A 16,176-nucleotide genomic window follows, 5' to 3' on the forward strand; every position below is an offset into this window, starting at 1 on the left:
TCGGCGGCACCTCTTGATCACCAGCGTGCGAATGGGGCAACGGATGAGAGGCGATTACGGTCACGAGTCGGTTTCGAGGCGTGTCCACCCCTTGACGTGCATGAAGAGTGTCCATACCTTCCTTTGCAAGTTAGGAAACTTTCCTAACTCGCTGTCCTGGAGGACGAGCCGTGAGCGAGCGAACATGCCATATGAGCGAGGGATCCGCCCCGCACGCCGGCCCTGACGCGCCGCGCCCGCAATCACCCGGTAGCCGGCCGCGGCATGGCCGCCAGGCGTCACGAGAGGGCGGGAAGTGAGCCAGCCGATCCCCGGCACGCCGAGCCTCCTGCGCGCCATCAACGACCGCGCCGCCCTTATGGTCCTCCTGGAGCGGGGGCCGCTCACGCGCCCCGAGCTGGGCGCGCTGACCGGCCTGTCCAAGCCGACGGCCTCCCAGCTCCTCGCCCGCCTCCAGGACGCCGGGCTCGTCGTCCTCGACGGCATCCGCGAGGGGCTGCCCGGCCGTACGGCGGAGCTGTACCGGATCAACCCCGGCTCGGCGTACGTTGCGGCGCTGGACGTCACGCCGGCCCGGATCGAGGTGGCCGTCTCCGACATCACCGGAACGGTGGTGGGCGAGCACCGGCTGCCGACACCCGGCCGCGCCGCGGGCGACGTCGTGGAGAGAGTGCGCGCCGCGCTTGCGGGGGCCTGCGCGCACGCCCAAGTGGATCCCGCGGCGCTGAGCCGGGTCGTCATCGGCATCGGAGGCGCGATCGACCCGTCGACCGGCAGGCTGGGCTACGCCGCCCACATCCCGGGCTGGCACATCCCCGACCTGGTCGGGACCCTGCGCGACGGGATCGGCGTGCCGGTCGACATCGAGAACGACGTGAACCTCGTCGCCCAGGCCGAGCAGTCCCGGGGCATCGCCCAGGGCCACCAGGACTACGTGCTGCTCTGGGCCGACGAGGGTCTCGGCTCGGCGCTGGTGCTGGGCGGCAGGTTGCACAGGGGGGCTACCGGAGGCGCGGGCGAGGTCGGGTACATGCCGGCCATAGGGGCGCCGACGCCCCGTGACATCGGCAAGCGGGCCGAGCACGGGTTCCAGGCCCTCGCGGGCGGCCCCGCCGTACTGAAGGTCCTGCGGGCGCACGGCCTGCGCGGATCGACCCCGGCGGCGGCCATGCACAACGCGGTCAAGGCCGTCGAACGCGGTGGCGGGCAGGCGGACACGGGGCACGAGGCGCTGCGCCAGATCGCCGGCCGTCTCGCGCTCGGGCTCGCCGCGATCACCGCGGTGATCGATCCAGAGATCGTGGTGCTGTCCGGCGGAGTGCTGCTCGCCGGCGGCGAAATCCTGCGCGAGCTCACCGAACAGGAGTTGCACGCGCTCACCATCCCGCGGCCCCCGCTGCGGCTTTCCACCGTGGAGGGCAACCCCGTCCTCGCCGGTGCCCTCGACCTCGCCCTCGACACCACCCGTGACGAGGTCTTCGGAGCGGTGAACCGCCGCGAGGGACCCTCCAGACGCGAAGCGCACGACGCCTCCCGCGGCGAGCGCGACCGCAGACACTCATCCGTTCCCTCCTGAAATTCCCCCACGCACGTAGGAGGCATCTCCGTGAAACGATTGCTGGCCATAACCGCCGCGGCCGGCCTCGCCCTGCTCACCGCCTGTACGGCGGGCACCGAGGTCAGCCCTACGAAGATCGAGGCGAGCCCGACCAGCCACGACCCGGTCACCATCGAGTTCTGGCACGGCTTCAGCGCCGACAACGAGCTCAAGGCGTTCGCCGACACGCTGGCCGGCTTCAAGCAGAAGTACCCCTGGATCACGGTGAACGCCACCAAGGCCATCCAGGACGACCAGATCCTGCAGGCCGTCCGCGGCGGCAACCCGCCGGACGTGGCCCTGTCCTTCACGACCGACAGCGTCGCCCAGTTCTGCAAGGCCAACATCTTCCAGGACCTCAACCCGTATCTCGCGGCCAGCAAGATCCAGGCCGACACGCTGTTCCCGAAGGTCATCGCGGAGTACACCCAGTACCAGGGCAAGCGCTGCGTGATGCCCATGCTGGCCGACACCTACGGCCTCTACTACAACAAGAAGCTGATGAAGGGCAACCAGCCGCCCAAGACGCTGACCGAGCTGGCCGAGCTCACCAAGAAGCTGACCGTCAAGGACGCCCAGGGCAACATCAAGGTCGCCGGCTTCGTCCCGACCAGCCAGATGTACGAGAACGCCCCGCTGCACACCGGGGTCATGGTCGGCGCCAAGTGGACCAACCCGGACGGCACCTCCGCGGTCGGCTCCGACCCGCAGTGGAAGAAGCTGATGACGTGGCAGAAGGAGCTCACGGACGCCCTCGGCTACGACAAGCTGGAGAAGTTCCGCAAGAGCTTCGGTGACGAGTGGTCGGCCGACAACCCGTTCAACAAGGGCAAGGTCGCGATGGCGATCGACGGCGAGTGGCGCAACGCCATGCTCGCCGCTGACGCGCCGGAGGTGGACTACGGCACCGCTCCGATGCCCGTCGCCGACGACCAGCCCGAGCGGTACGGCGCGGGCTTCATCGCCGGCACCGTCATCGGCATCCCGCGTGGCGCCAAGCACGCGGAGGCGGCCTGGGAGCTGGTCAAGTACCTGACCACCGACACCGACGCCCTTGTCACGCTCTCCAACGCGATCCGCAACGTGCCGAGCACGCTGCCCGCGCTGCAGTCGCCGAAGCTGAAGAAGGATCCGAACTTCCAGACCTTCCTCGACATCTTCGCCAACCCGAACAGCACGACGCTGCCGGCCCACATCAACTCGGTCTTCAACCAGCAGACGCTGTCGGAGGCCCAGATCAAGTGGGAGGCCGGCCGGGCGCCCGACCTGAACGCCCTGCTCGCCGAAGTGGACAAGACGATCAACGAGAAGCTGAAGCTGACAGCGGGCGGCTGATCCATGGCAACCACGACGCTGGGACGTCGGAGGCACGCGGTGCCGTCCCGTAACAAGCGGGAACGGCGCCGCGCCAACCTCCGCGCGCTCCTCTACCTCTCCCCGTGGCTCATCGGGTTCTCCGTCTTCTTCCTCTACCCGCTGCTCTCCACGGTGTACTTCTCCTTCCAGCGCTACGACCTGTTCACGCTGGAGCCGGTCGGCCTGCTGAACTACAAGTACTTCCTGCAGGACGAGGCCGCCTGGACCTCGATCAAGAACACCCTGTGGCTGGTCGTCGTCATGGTGCCGCTGCGGGTGCTTTTCGGCCTGGGCGTGTCCCAGCTGGTCACGAAGCTGAAGTCCGGCCAGGGGATCTTCCGTACGATCTTCTACCTGCCCTCGCTCGTGCCCCTGGTCGCCGGGACGCTCGGGTTCGTGTTCCTGCTCAACCCGGGCACCGGGCCGGTGCAGGCCATCCTGGGGGCGGTCGGGATCCACTCGCCGGACTGGTTCGGCGACCCGGCGTGGTCCAAGTGGGGCCTCACGCTGCTGTCCCTCTGGTCGGTCGGCGACCTCATGGTCATCTTCATGGCCGCCCTGCTCGACGTGCCCAAGCAGCTCTACGAGGCCGCCTCGCTTGACGGGGCGACCGCCTGGCAGCAGTTCACCAGGATCACGCTGCCGGTCATCCGGCCCGTGCTGATGTTCGCCACCGTGACGGGCGTCATCCAGACCCTGCAGTACTTCACCCAGGCGATGGTGGCGGCGCGGGTCGCCTCCGGAGCCACCGACTCGGCCGGCTCGGTGTTCACCCCCGGCTACCCCGACCAGTCCACCCTGACGTTCCCCGAGTGGCTGTTCCAGCAGGGCTTCCGCGACTTCGCCATGGGCTACGCCTGCGTGCTCGCGCTCGTGCTGTTCGTCGTCTCGATGATTTTCACCCTGATCCTGCTGCGGCAGTTCCGCGGCTTCGCGGAGGAGGAGGCATGACGACGACCCTCGCTCCGCAGCAGGTCGCCCACCGCCCGGTAACATCCGCCAACGCGTCGAAGACGCGGGCGACGCTCTACTGGATCGCCAAGCACGCGCTCGCCATCGCCCTGGCGATCATGTTCCTCGGACCGCTGGTCTTCATCGGCCTCACGGCCGTGATGAGCGACCACCAGGCGCTGACCTCGCAGTTGTGGCCGGAGACCTGGGAGTGGGGCAACTTCGCCGACATCTTCGAGAAGGCGCCGCTGCTCACCTGGATCCGCAACACGCTGCTCTACTCCGTGCTGGCCACGGTGTTCATGCTGCTGTCGTCGATCCCCGTGGCGTACGCGCTGGCGCGGTTCCGCTTCCCGGGCAGGAAGCTGGCGTTCCTGCTGGTCATCACCACGATGATGCTGCCGCCCCAGGTCGTGGCCGTGCCCGTCTACCTCATCTGGGCCCGGTTCCACCTGACCGGCACCCTGTGGCCGCTGATCATCCCGATGCTGCTCGGCGACGCGTTCTCGATCTTCCTGCTCCGGCAGTTCCTGGTCACGATTCCGCGCGACTACTCGGACGCGGCACGGGTGGACGGGGCCGGAGAGTTCCGGACGCTGGTGCGGGTGATCCTGCCGATGGCGAAGCCGGCCATCGCCGCGGTGGCCCTGTTCCAGTTCTTCTACTGCTGGAACGACTACTACGGTCCCCTCCTCTACGCGGGGACCAACCTGGACAACTGGACCCTGTCCCTCGGCCTGGCCGCGTTCCGGTCGGTGCACCGCGTCCAGTGGAACCTCACGATGGCCGCCACCATGCTCGCCATGGCTCCAGTGATCATCGTGTTCTTCTTCGCCCAGAAGGTCTTCATCGAAGGGGTCAAGCTGTCTGGAGTGAAGTAACCGTGAAGTAGCTCCGTGAAGTAGCTCACAGCCATGCATCGTTAGCACGGAATGCCGAAGGGAGGATGGCGCTCCGGCACCGGCCACGCCGGGTCGGAGCGCCATACACCATATGAAACTCGCCGTTGTCGGGGGCGGTTCCACCTACACGCCGGAGCTGATCGACGGCTTCGCCCGCCTGCGCGACGAACTCGACCTGTCCGAGATCACACTGGTCGACCCGGACGAGAACCGCCTCGGCCTCGTCGGCGGGATGGCCGCGCGGATGCTCGCCCGCGCGGGGCACCCGGCCAAGCTGACCACGACGACCAAGGTCGAGGAGGGCGTCGCCGGAGCGGGAGCCGTGCTGCTGCAGCTCCGCGTCGGCGGCCAGGCGGCCCGGAACGTCGACGAGACCCTCCCACTCGAATGCGGATGCGTCGGGCAGGAGACGACGGGGGCCGGCGGCCTGGCCAAGGCGCTGCGGACCGTCCCGGTGGTGCTCGACATCGCCGAGAAGGTGCGCACCCACGCCCCGGGCGCCTGGATCGTCGACTTCACCAACCCCGTCGGCATCGTCACCAAGGCGCTGCTGGACGAGGGCCACCGCGCCATCGGCCTATGCAACGTGGCGATCGGGTTCCAGCGCCGTTTCGCCGCGAACCTGGGCGTCTCCCCGGACCGGATCTCGCTCGGCCACGTCGGGCTCAACCACCTCACCTGGGAGCGGGCCGTCTACCTCGACGGCGAGGACGTGCTGCCCCGGCTGCTGGCCGACCACGGCGAGGCCATCGCGGAGGACATCGGCCTGCCGGCCGAGCTCATCCGCCACCTCGGCGTGGTGCCGTCGTACTACCTGCGGTACTTCTACGAGCACGACCTCGTGGTCAGGGAGCAGAAGGCCGCGCCGTCCCGCGCGGCCGAGGTCGCGGCCATGGAGTCGAAGCTGCTGGAGATGTACGCCGACCCCTCGGTGGACACCAAGCCCGAGCTGCTGGAGAAGCGCGGCGGCGCGTTCTACTCCGAGGCGGCGGTCGCGCTGATCGCCTCCCTGGTGAACGACAGGGGCGACGTCCAGATCGTCAACGCCCGCAACGACGGGACGCTGCCGTTCCTCGACGACGACGCGGTCATCGAGGTGCCCGCGACCGTCGGGGCGGGCGGGGCGACGCCCCTGCCCGTGGACCCGGTCGAGCCGCTCTATCGCGGCCTGATCGCTCACGTCTCCGCATATGAGTCGCTGGCGCTCGACGCGGCCCTCCGCGGCGGCGAGGACCGGGTCAAGGACGCGCTGCTCGCCCACCCTCTGATCGGGCAGGCGTCTCTGTCGGGCGACCTCGCCCAGCGGCTGGTCGAGGCCAACCGCCCGTATCTGCCCTGGGCGGTGTCCCTGTGATCGGAGCGCGCAGCGGGACCGATCGCCCCCTCCGCACCCTTCTCGCGGTCGACGGGGGGAACAGCAAGACCGACGTCGCGTTCGTGCGCGAGGACGGCACCGTCCTCGCGCGCGCCCGCGGCGCGGGCTTCGTCCCGCATAGCGCCGGCGTGGCCGCCGCCATCGACGTGGTCGGCGAGACCGTACGGCGGGCCCTGGCCAGCCGGCCGGGCCTCCACTCCCATCTCACGGCCGATCTGGCGGACGGCGCGCTTGACGGCCATTCGCCGGACGGGCACGTGGATGGTCACGTGGACGGGCATCTCGACGGTCTCCGCACGCGGGTCGCCGTGCCGTACGCCGACCACATCGCGGCCTACGTCGCGGGCGCGGACCTGCCGATCGAGGAGGACCGGCTCCGCGACGAACTGCTCGCCCGCGGCTACGGCCGCAGCGTCGCGGTGAGCAACGACACCTTCGCGCTGCTGCGGGCTGGGGCCAGCACCCCGTGGGGCGTCGCCGTGGTCTGCGGAGCCGGGATCAACGCGGTGGGGGTCGCCCCGTCGGGCAAGGTCGCCCGGTTCCCCGCCCTGGGCACTCTCAGCGGCGACTGGGGCGGCGGCTACGGCCTCGGCGAGCAGACTATCTTCCACGCCATCCGGGCCGAGGACGGCCGGGGGCCGGAGACCGCCCTGGTCGACGTCGTCCGCACCTGTTTCGGCACGCGGACGGTCGAGGAGGTGGTCATCGCCATCCATTTCGGCGACCTGTCCATCGACCGGGTGCACGACCTCGTGCCGCCCCTGCTCGTGGCGGCGCGGACCGACGCCATCGCCCGGTCGCTCATCGAACGGCTGGCCGACGAGGTCGTCGCGATGGGCACGGTCGCGATGCGCCGCATCGACCTGCTCGGCGTGCCGTGCGAGGTCGTGCTCGGCGGCGGGGTGATGACCGCCGGTGACCCGTTGCTGATGCCGCTGATCGAGCAGCGGTTCGCGGAGAAGGCGCCGCACGCCCGGCTCGTCGTCGCGGACGTGCCGCCCATCGTGGGGGCCGCGCTGCTGGGGCTCGACCGTCTCGGCGCCCCCGCCGAGGCGTACGACCGGGTGCGGGAGTACTTCCTGAGCCCGTCCCAGGAGGCCGAGGAGGAACCCGGCTCGGGAGAGGACGCCGTCCCGGCGCCCGCCCCGGTCGGCTGAGGCCCCGGACCCGCAGCCCGACCGGCAGCCTGGACGTCATCGCTGTCACCCGCGGAGCCCCTTCGGGGGGGGCCGCACAGGGGGACGTGGACGCCGGGCGCTGACGCATGTCGCCGTCAGCGCCCGGCGTCACCGCGTTCCCGGCCGGGGTGCGGGCGTCACTGCCCGGCCTTCTGGTCGCCGTTGAGACCCTTGTCCGGATTCTTGTCGGCCTCGTTCTTGTCGGCCTCGGCGTGGATCTCCGGCGCGCGGTGGTCGTACGGCGTGCTGAGGACGACCGTCGTCCGCGTGCTGACGTTGGCCGAGGCCCTGATCTGCTGCAGTAACTCCTCCAGGCGGAGCGGCGAGGCGACGCGCACCTTGAGGATGTAGCTCTCGTCGCCCGCCACGCTGTGGCACGCCTCGATGGCGGACAGATGCCTGAGCCGTTCGGGGGCGTCGTCGGGCGCGGCCGGGTCGTTCGGCTTGATGGACACGAACGCCGTCAGGGGCAGACCGATCTCGTCGTAGTCGACGAGCGCCGCGTAACCGCGGATCACGCCGCGTTTCTCCAGCCTCCGCACCCGCTGGTGCACGGCCGAAACCGACAGCCCGGTCTCCTTGGCCAGGTCGGTGAAGCTCATCCGGCCGTCTCTGGCCAGCAGCGTCACGATTCGGCGATCGATCTCCTCCACCCCTGAACGGTAGCGCCGCCAGGGACCACACCGTGCGGCGAAGTGGTCACGGCATGGTTCCATCCGAAACCCGGATCAGGTGGCCGTCACCCGGCGAACCGGCGACTCGGCCGACTTGCGTTTGGCCGGAACGTCGGAGTCGAATGTCACCCGCCAGTCACCCGTGGACGGCACCTTCTTCTTGAAGGTGAACTGGCCCCGCGACCCCGTGATCGTCGTCCCCTGGGCCGACGAGGCGGCGTTCCCGGCCGGGTCGAAACGGAGCCGCACCGCCTTCTGCGGGAGCGGGTCCCACCGGCCGGGCCCCTCGGCGACCCACACGACCAGCGTGCCCTTGTGCGTGGCCGTCCTGCCGCGTTTGCCGGTCATCGGGCTGACCGAGTAGGCGATCCTCGTCTGGGCCCCCGACCCCTGGACGGTCGAATGGACCTCCGCGCTCCTGGTGGAGGCGACGGCTGCCGCCTCGGCGCGGGCGAGCCGCCGGGGCGCCGCGCGGAACTCCGCCCGCCAGAAACCCGACTCGGTGGCCGTCACGGTCGTGGCGAAGACGCCCGACTCGTCGGTCTCGGCCTCCGCCATCTCGCGGCGGGAGAACATGCCGTCCGCCCGGAAGGTCAGCACGACCCGCTGCCCGCCGAGCCGCACCCAATCCTTGTCCCGGCCCGCCTCCAGCAGTCCCCGGAAGGACAGGGGGGCGCCCTCGTCGACCGGATCCGGCGACAGGACGAACTCGGTGATCCTCGTCTCCGTGGCCTCCTCTCCGGCGACGACCCGGAACGCCCGCTGCTCGACCGACTCCCCGGCCCGCACGACGACCCGCCACTCCCCGGGCGGGACCTCCGGGTCGAGGACGTGCTCGGCGACCCATGACTCCTCGAACGGCGAGCCGTCCACCTTGACGAAATCGAGCTCGATCCGGGGCCCGTCCGGGCCGGTCAGCTCGCCGCGCACGAGGTCGCGGGCGCCGCGGGCGTCACCGGCCTCGCCCGCGCCGCCCGTGACGACCTCGACGCGGACAGGTTCTCGCCGCCCCAGGGTGACCGGGTCGGGGGTGACCTCGACGAAATCGATGACCGCGAAGTCAGCCCGGCGTAACAACCTCAGGAGAGGAGGGAGGAGAAGTCGCACGATGCCTCAGCACACCTTCCGGTAGGGCGCCTCGGGGATGAGGCGGCGCCAGTCGTTCATGGACAGCGGGGCGCCCGCCCGGGCGCACACCTCGGCGGTCGCCCGCCCCGGGTCGACGGTGTAGCGCTGGAGCGTCCCGTCCTCCCCCGCGCTGTAGAGGTAGCGCCCGTCGCCCCCGAAGGACAGCGCGAGCACCACGCCCGTGTGCGCGGTGTACGGCCGGCCCAGCGGCACGTGGGTGGCGGCGTCCCACAGCCGGACCTCGCCGCTGGTGCCGCCCGTGGCCACCAGGCGGCCGTCGGGCGAGAACGCGATCGCGACGACGTCGTCGAGGTCTCCGGGGTCCGGCGCCAGCCTGCCCGTCGGCTGCGCGGTTCTCGTGTCCCACAGGCCCACCCCGAGCTGGTGGAACCCCACGGCGACGGTCGAGCCGTCGGGGCTGAACGCGATCGACCGCACCCCGTCGAGGCTCGGCCCGAAGGGCTGGTCGGTCACCGCTCCGGTGGCGAGATCCACGAGAGCGCTGTTCTGGCCCCCGATGGCGAGCACGCGCCCGTCGGGGCGGAACGCCATAACGTCCACGCCGGCGCGCGGGAGAACGCGCGTCCAGGCGTGGTGGGAGGCGTCCCACAACCGCACCCGCTGCCAGTCGCCCGAGAACGGCGCGACCGCGACCAGGCCGGGCCCGAACGCCAGCCCGCCCACGGAGGCGGCGCCCGGCACGGCCACAGCCGTCGTGCGCCGCATCCCCGCCACGTCCCACAGCGTCACGGCCCCGGACCCGGCGGTCTGATCGGCGTCAGCGGCCACGCCCCGATCATCCGGCCTCTGATCACCCGGCCCCGCTCCCGCACCAGGCGTGGCCGTACCGTCCGGGGGCAGTGCCGCGGCCTCTCCGGCGGACCCCGCCGGAGGGTTGGCCGTACCGGCCGAGGGCTGTGTTGTGGCCTGGGCAGCCGGGCCCGCCGTGGGATCGGCCGTACCGGCCGGTGGGTCCGGTGGCATCTCGGCCAGCTCTGCCGTACCGGCTGCGAGGGTGCGTCCGTCGGGGCTGAAGGCGAGCGCCTCGGCGGAGGACGGCAGGGAGCCGAGGCGCCGCCCCTGGCCCGCGTCCCACAGTTCGAGGAGGTCGCCGGTCTGTACGGCCAGCGTCCGCGCCCCCGGGGCGAAGGCCGCCGATACGGCGCTGGAGGCCACGGCCACCGGCCGGGTGCCGAGCCGTACATCGACCGTGGCGACGCCTCCCCCGCCCAGGAGGTAGCGCAGCGCCCGATGGTCATGCCCCATCCTGATGACCGGCATGCCGGACGTGTCGCTCAACGACTGGTAGACGATCGGCCGCCCGCCGGCCGCGTCCCAAAGCCCGATGCCCTTATGGTCATAGGTCATGACATAGCGGCCGTCGTCGCTGTACGACAGCCACGCCGCCCCGGCGCCCTCCAGAACGGCGTCACGGTGGCGGCCAGAGGCGAGGTCCCAGAATCGGACGTCCCCGGCCCGGCTCACCGCCAGCGTCGTGCCGTCCGGGCTGAAGGCGGCGGCCTCCCCCCTGCCGCCTCCGGGAGCGAGCACCTTCCTGCGCCGGGCCAGGTCCCACAGCCGGACTCGCCCGTCGCGGAAGGTCGCCGCGGCGAACCTGTCCGAGACGACGACATCCTCGATGCGGCCGTCACGGGCGACCTCAAGGACTTTTCCGCCCGTGCGGGGATCCCACACCTGACCATGGTGGCCGGGAGAGACGACGGCGAGCAGCCGCCCGCCCGGTCCGAACGTCATCTCCAGCGCGCCGGTCCCGAACCGGGGACCGAGCGGCCTCCCCGACACCGCGTCCCACACCTGCAGCGAACCCGCGCCCGCGACGGCGACCAGCCGGGCGTCCGGGCTGACGGCGACGGCGGCCGCGCGGGCCCCGACGCCCTCCACGGCTCTGATCCGGCGGCGCGCCACCACGTCCCACAGGACCACCCGGCCCTGGTCGGCAATGGCGAGCGTCCGCCCGTCGGCGCTGAGGTCGAACCGCGCCGCCGCCGTCACCGGCGGAGGCGGGGAGATGTCCCGCTCCCGCTGCGCCAGCGAGCTGTAGAGGGCGGCCCGCGCCTCCGGCACTCCCGCGAGCCGCCACGCGGCGACGCTCAACGCCATCGCGGTGACCGGATCGGCGGAGCGCAGGGAGTCGGCGAGAGCGGCCGTCCTGCGCGCCACCGCCGTGTCCCGCTGCCTCTCGGCGGACGCTCTCTGCCTGTCCGCGAAGGCCTTCTGGTCCACCGCCACCCCCGCCGAGGCCAGCGCCGCGGCGAGCAGTACGGCGAGCACAGCGGTGACCTGGCGGCGGCGGCGCCCCCGTAGCCGCCCGAGAGCGGCGGACGCGTCGAGGAACGCGTTCTCCAGCAGGTTGAGGGTGACGTGCTGGCGGCCGGTCGCGGCCCAGCCCAGGGCGTTGTCCAGAGATGTGCCCTGGTAGAGATCTCCGGGTCGCCGCCCGTTCTCGTCCCACAGCCGGGCGGCCTCGCTGAGCTGCCGGTGTACTCGCAGCCCGGCACGGTCGGCCTCGATCCATTCGCGCAGCCTCGGCCAGGCCCGCAGCAGCGCGGCGCTGGCGAGCGACATCGTGTCGCCCTCACGCACCAGCAGCTCAGCCCGCGCGAACCCGGACAGCACCCGGTCGGCCGTCGGGAGATCCACCACACCGTCGAGCAGTTCGTCGGCGCGCACCTTCCTCGGCAGGTCGTCGGACCCCTCACCCGGCATGACCATGCGGAGCAGGATCTGCGGCACCACCGCCTGGTCGGCCGCGCCGAGGCTCGTGTAGATGTCCTCCGCCAGCGCGGCCAGCGACGGCGGCGCCACGTCTGCGGGCGGCCGCATCGCCTCCGCCGCGCGCCTGCCCTCCGCGAGCAGCAGCGCGGTCGCGCCCGCCCTCTCCTCTTCTCGCCAGCCGCGCGTCGCTTCCCCGCCCGGCACTTCCCCGTCCTGCGTTCCTCTACCCGGCACTTCCCCGATCGCCGCTCGCCCCCCGGCCGGGCGGGCCACACCGCCTGGCCTTCCCGCGCCCGGCCTTCCCGCGCCCGTCGTTCCTCCACCGGGCTCCTGAGCGCCCGTCGCCCCCGCACGCTCAGGTCCGTCACCCGGACCGCGGCCGCCCGCCTCGCGGCCGTCCGCGTCTTGGCCTCTGAGCAACCTCATGAGCAGTTCGGGCGAGCTCGGGCGGGCCGACGGGTCTTTGGCCATCGCGGCCACTACCAGGCCGCGCAGGGGCTCTTGGAGCATGGACACGTCGGGGTCCGCCGCCAGGATGCGGTGCAGGAACGCCGCGACGTTGTTCCCCCCGAAATTCCCCGCGAAATCGCCGCCCGCCTCGCCTGCGGGGTCCAGTGCGAACGGCTCGCGGCCCGTGGCGGCGTACAGCGTCACCGCGCCCCACGCCCAGATGTCCACGGCCGGCCCGGCCCGCTGACCGAGGACGCTCTCGGGCGCCATGAAAGCGGGCGTGCCGGCGACATGACCAGTAGTCGTCAGCGACATCTCAGTCGTCCTGGCGATCCCGAAGTCGATCACTCGGGGACCGTCCGGGCCGATCAGGACGTTGTCCGGCTTGAGATCGCGGTGGATGACCGACGCCTCGTGGATGGCGGTCAGCGCCGTAGCGATCCCCGTGGCCAGCCGGTACAGATCGTCCGGCCCGTACGGCCCGTTCCGCTCGATCGCCCGCCGCAGGCTGGGCCCGCCGACGAACTCGCTGACGATGTACGGCTGGGCCCCCTCGAGATCCGCCGCGATGATTTTGGCCGTGCAGAAGGACGACACCCTCCGGGCTGCGGCGGCCTCCCTGGCGAACCTGGCCCTCAGGTCCGCGTCCCCGGGACTCCACCCGTCGAAGCCGCCGGAGGCTCCGCCGCCGTCGCCGTGGGCGTCTCCGGCGGCGTCCGCCCGGACGCCTCCGAAGGGGCCGTATGAGCTCAGCCGGAGCGCCTTGAGGGCAACGCGCCGCCCCGCCTCGTCGTACGCCTCGTAGACCACGCCCTGACCACCCTCGCCGAGCCTCCCGGCGAGCCAGTAGTCACCGATCCTCCGCGGGTCGCCCGGAGCCAGGGGCGCCATCGCCATCCGGTCCTCCCCGACGGCCTCCGGCCGTCCCCCACCCCCGGGACGGCATGACCCGATGGTCCTACGCCATCCTCGACGAGCCAAGGGGTTTCGGCGGCGCGCACGACGCGTTCGCCCCCGCTACGGAGGCGCGCGGTCATCCGTCCAGCGCGGCGGTGAGGTCGAGCTCGACCAAACATCCAGGAGTGACGTGCAACTTATCCAGATTTATGCGCCTAATGCCTGGGATGTGATCAGGTAGCCTCGCCGGTGGGCATGATCGTGACCTGCTGAAGGTTGACGCGTGCCGGCTGGGAGGCGAGGAAGCCGACGGTGTGGGCGATGTCCTCCGGCGTCAGCCACTCGATCGTCTCCTTCGAACCCGCCAGCCACTCCAGCGCACCGGTGTCGGTAACGTGGCTCTGCAGTTCCGTACCGACGATGCCCGGCTCGATCGCAGAGACTCGTACCTTCTTCGGGCCCAGCTCCGTCCGCAGGTGCCGGGACAGGTGCGTGACGTAGGCCTTGGTCGCCGAGTACACGGCGAAGTTCGGGAAGATGTTCTGCGCGGCGATCGAGGAGGTGTTGATCAGGTCACCAACGCCACGCTCGGCGGCCGCCTGGACCAGCTGCGGAACGAACGCGCCGATGACGTTCATCAGGCCGGTGACGTTCAGGTCGATCTGGCGCTGCCACTGGTCGGCGGCCAGCTCCTCAATCGGGGCCGGGAGCATTACACCCGCGTTGTTGAACAGCAGGTCCGCGCCACCGAGATCGTTCTTGACCCGGTCAGCGGCAGCACGCACGGCCTGGACGTCGGTCACGTCCGCGGCGATCGCCAGTGCGGTGCCGCCGTTCTTCTCGATACGCGAGACCAGCTCAGCGAGCCGGTCCTCGCGCCGGGCCAGCACGGCGACCTTCGCTCCCAGCGATGCCAGATGTTCAGCGGTCGCTTCGCCGATGCCGCTGGAGGCGCCGGTGACGACGGCGACACGGCCGGCAAGTGGGGTGCTAGAGGTCTGCGAGGTCATTGAGGAGGTACCTTCCCGTGAATGTTCTGGGGGCGGTCCGCTCATCCCGGGCCGCTGATTCAGCACACCATGGCCGGACCGACCGCAAAGGACGCCTGCCGCACCCTGCCGAGACTGGTACCGACAAAGCTACCCAAAACCGGACATACCGTCCACGAGAGACGCCACACTGGGTGTATGGACAGCCGAAGCGAGCTCGCCGATTTCCTGCGCACCCGGCGTAGCCGGCTGACCCCTGACCAGGCAGGGTTGCCCGAGGACGGCCGCACGCGCCGGGTTCCGGGACTGCGTCGCGACGAGGTCGCCCGGCTCGCTGGGGTGAGCACCGAGTACTACACACGGCTCGAACAGGGTCGAGCCGGTAACCCCTCACCGGAAGTCCTTGAGGCTTTGAGCCGGGCCCTGCACCTGGACGCGTCCGAGACGGAACACCTGCAGGATCTGCTGACCCGGCCGAACGCCGCCAATCGCCGCACCCCCACCGGCCCACAGCGAGTCCGTCCAGGCCTGCACCTGATGCTGCGGACACTGCAGCACGTGCCGGCGTTCGTCCTCGGTCGGCGGACCGACGTCCTGGCCTCCAACCGACTGGCCCGGGCCGTCCTCACCGACTTCGACGCCCTGCCCGTGCCGGCCCGCAACCTGGCCCGCTACTACCTGCTGGACCCCTCCGCCCGGCAGACCGTCGGCGACTGGGAACGCATCGCCGCCGAAACCGTGGCGATCCTCCGCCTGGAGGCCGGGCGCCGTCCCCACGACCGGCAACTCGCAGACCTGGTGGGCGAACTCATGCTGCGGTCACCGGAGTTCACGACCTGGTGGAACGACCACCGGGTGCTACGTTGCACCCACGGCGCAAAGCTCCATCATCACCCCGTCGTCGGTGACCTGCACTTCGTCTTCGAGTCCTTCCAAGTTCCCGGAGACGCGGAACAGACCCTGTACGTCTACAACGTAGAACCGGGCTCACCGACCGAACAGGCACTGCGCCTGCTCGAGTCCTGGAACGCACCGGTCCCCTGACCACAAATCGTCTCGCCATGTTGCCCTCAGTCTGATGCGCAGAGTCCTCGGCCGCCGCAGGGCGCGAAAAAGAAGCGGTGTACCTCCCGATCGAGGAAGGACACCTGATGAGCGACGTGACTGACGTTTCCCAGCGAATGACCTTCCCGAAGCGGCAGGAGGGCGTGGACGATGCGGGGACCGAGGTCGCGCGTGGGGTTGATGGCGTACTCGGTGGGGCCACCGAGGGACAGTCCGAGGGAGACGACCACGCCGGCGACGACGCCGTTTGCCGAGCAGGATCAGCGCGGGGTGCCGGAGGTCTCACCCCGAATATGTCGAGATCGGACACCCGAGACTCCGTCGTGCAGGAAAGGCGGATCTCCGGGGATTGCGGCGGCCCGCGCCTTCCTGCCGCTGTACGGTAGACTTGCCAATGTCAAGGTCAGTCAAGGGTTCTGTCGTCGGAACCTCGCACACTTCTGATCATGCGCTATTCGGGTCATAACCGCCTGTTGCCGAACACCATGCCGGCCGAGTTGCCCGGAGACCGTACCGAGGGTTCCGAGATGACCCACGAGGAGTGGACCAACACCCAGGTCGGCCGCCGTGTCGTCGGCGGCCAATACGACCACGGTCACGCCGCGAGGGGGTACGAGGCCCTCGCCATCGAGCGCGGTCCCAGCCCTCTGCCACGATTGCCGGCGCCCATCATGGACCTGCCCCACCTGCGGCACCCGTCAAAACCTGCGGCCGCATCTCCGCATCCAGGTCTGCCGTGGTCTCCCCGGAGCGCGAATGCCTGCGTCACGAAGGTCGCACGCCCCCCATACGGTGCTCCTCCACATGCATGTCTACGTCTCAGACGTAACCGCGAATTGCTCCCTTCGAGCGAAGCAGGCGGCGGAACCGAGCCGCAC

At 70.8% G+C, this 16,176-nt stretch carries 11 protein-coding genes and 1 pseudogene; 7 read left to right on the forward strand and 5 right to left on the reverse strand.

All coding sequences use genetic code 11. The annotated features are described in order from the left end of the window. Positions 1-295 precede the first annotated feature (295 nt). From N5079_RS29770 to N5079_RS29795, 6 genes are all read left to right on the forward strand, one after another. Positions 296-1,576: an ROK family transcriptional regulator gene (locus N5079_RS29770; protein ID WP_261587480.1), complete on the forward strand. Its 1,281-nt coding sequence runs from the start codon at positions 296-298 to the stop codon at positions 1,574-1,576. Positions 1,577-1,606: 30 nt separating this feature from the next. Further along, positions 1,607-2,932, forward strand: coding sequence for an extracellular solute-binding protein (locus N5079_RS29775; RefSeq protein WP_261587481.1), 1,326 nt, complete (start codon positions 1,607-1,609; stop codon positions 2,930-2,932). Positions 2,933-2,971: 39 nt separating this feature from the next. After that, positions 2,972-3,904: a carbohydrate ABC transporter permease gene (locus tag N5079_RS29780; RefSeq protein ID WP_261587482.1), complete on the forward strand. Its 933-nt coding sequence runs from the start codon at positions 2,972-2,974 to the stop codon at positions 3,902-3,904. Continuing rightward, positions 3,901-4,785: a carbohydrate ABC transporter permease gene (locus tag N5079_RS29785; RefSeq protein WP_261587483.1), complete on the forward strand. Its 885-nt coding sequence runs from the start codon at positions 3,901-3,903 to the stop codon at positions 4,783-4,785. Before N5079_RS29780 ends, N5079_RS29785 begins: the two co-directional genes overlap by 4 nt. Before the next feature lie 112 nt (positions 4,786-4,897). Next, positions 4,898-6,160 carry a 6-phospho-beta-glucosidase gene (locus N5079_RS29790; protein WP_261587484.1) on the forward strand — a complete coding sequence of 421 codons (1,263 nt, stop codon included), beginning with the start codon at positions 4,898-4,900 and terminating at the stop codon, positions 6,158-6,160. Then, the gene (locus N5079_RS29795) at positions 6,157-7,338 is read left to right on the forward strand and encodes an N-acetylglucosamine kinase (RefSeq protein WP_261587485.1); all 1,182 of its coding nucleotides are present in this window, start codon (positions 6,157-6,159) and stop codon (positions 7,336-7,338) included. The genes N5079_RS29790 and N5079_RS29795 overlap by 4 nt, the downstream gene beginning before the upstream one ends. Before the next feature lie 158 nt (positions 7,339-7,496). On the opposite strand, the gene N5079_RS29800 is transcribed toward N5079_RS29795, so the two are convergent. From N5079_RS29800 to N5079_RS29815, 4 genes are all read right to left on the reverse strand, one after another. Beyond that, positions 7,497-8,012, reverse strand: a complete 516-nt coding sequence (locus N5079_RS29800) for an Lrp/AsnC family transcriptional regulator (RefSeq protein WP_261587486.1) — start codon at positions 8,010-8,012, stop codon at positions 7,497-7,499. Between the two features lie 75 nt (positions 8,013-8,087). Beyond that, positions 8,088-9,140, reverse strand: a complete 1,053-nt coding sequence (locus N5079_RS29805; protein WP_261587487.1) for a hypothetical protein — start codon at positions 9,138-9,140, stop codon at positions 8,088-8,090. A gap of 6 nt (positions 9,141-9,146) precedes the next feature. Next, positions 9,147-13,244 carry a WD40 repeat domain-containing serine/threonine protein kinase gene (locus N5079_RS29810; protein WP_261587488.1) on the reverse strand — a complete coding sequence of 1,366 codons (4,098 nt, stop codon included), beginning with the start codon at positions 13,242-13,244 and terminating at the stop codon, positions 9,147-9,149. A gap of 233 nt (positions 13,245-13,477) precedes the next feature. Then, on the reverse strand, positions 13,478-14,254 hold the full coding sequence (locus tag N5079_RS29815) for an SDR family oxidoreductase (protein WP_261587489.1): 777 nt from the start codon (positions 14,252-14,254) through the stop codon (positions 13,478-13,480). 177 nt (positions 14,255-14,431) lie between these two features. Between N5079_RS29815 and N5079_RS29820 the strand changes: the two genes are divergently transcribed. Beyond that, positions 14,432-15,277 (forward strand): helix-turn-helix domain-containing protein, encoded by an 846-nt coding sequence (locus N5079_RS29820; RefSeq protein WP_261587490.1) that lies wholly within the window; start codon positions 14,432-14,434, stop codon positions 15,275-15,277. 146 nt (positions 15,278-15,423) lie between these two features. On the opposite strand, the pseudogene N5079_RS29825 reads toward N5079_RS29820, so the two are convergent. Next, positions 15,424-15,540: pseudogene (locus N5079_RS29825) on the reverse strand (aquaporin family protein); the annotation flags it as partial. Positions 15,541-16,176 lie beyond the last annotated feature (636 nt).

It is taken from the genome of Planotetraspora sp. A-T 1434, assembly GCF_025420585.1.
Taxonomy (GTDB): Bacteria; Actinomycetota; Actinomycetes; order Streptosporangiales; family Streptosporangiaceae; genus JAOEGB01.

What these genes read in the sequence shown, in the direction of transcription:
- N5079_RS29810 (WP_261587488.1), bottom strand. Translation starts at nt 13,244, where the DNA reads ATGGCGATGGCGCCCCTGGCTCCGGGCGACCCGCGGAGGATCGGTGAC.
- N5079_RS29815 (WP_261587489.1), bottom strand. Translation starts at nt 14,254, where the DNA reads ATGACCTCGCAGACCTCTAGCACCCCACTTGCCGGCCGTGTCGCCGTC.
- N5079_RS29790 (WP_261587484.1), top strand. Translation starts at nt 4,898, where the DNA reads ATGAAACTCGCCGTTGTCGGGGGCGGTTCCACCTACACGCCGGAGCTG.
- N5079_RS29820 (WP_261587490.1), top strand. Translation starts at nt 14,432, where the DNA reads ATGGACAGCCGAAGCGAGCTCGCCGATTTCCTGCGCACCCGGCGTAGC.
- N5079_RS29785 (WP_261587483.1), top strand. Translation starts at nt 3,901, where the DNA reads ATGACGACGACCCTCGCTCCGCAGCAGGTCGCCCACCGCCCGGTAACA.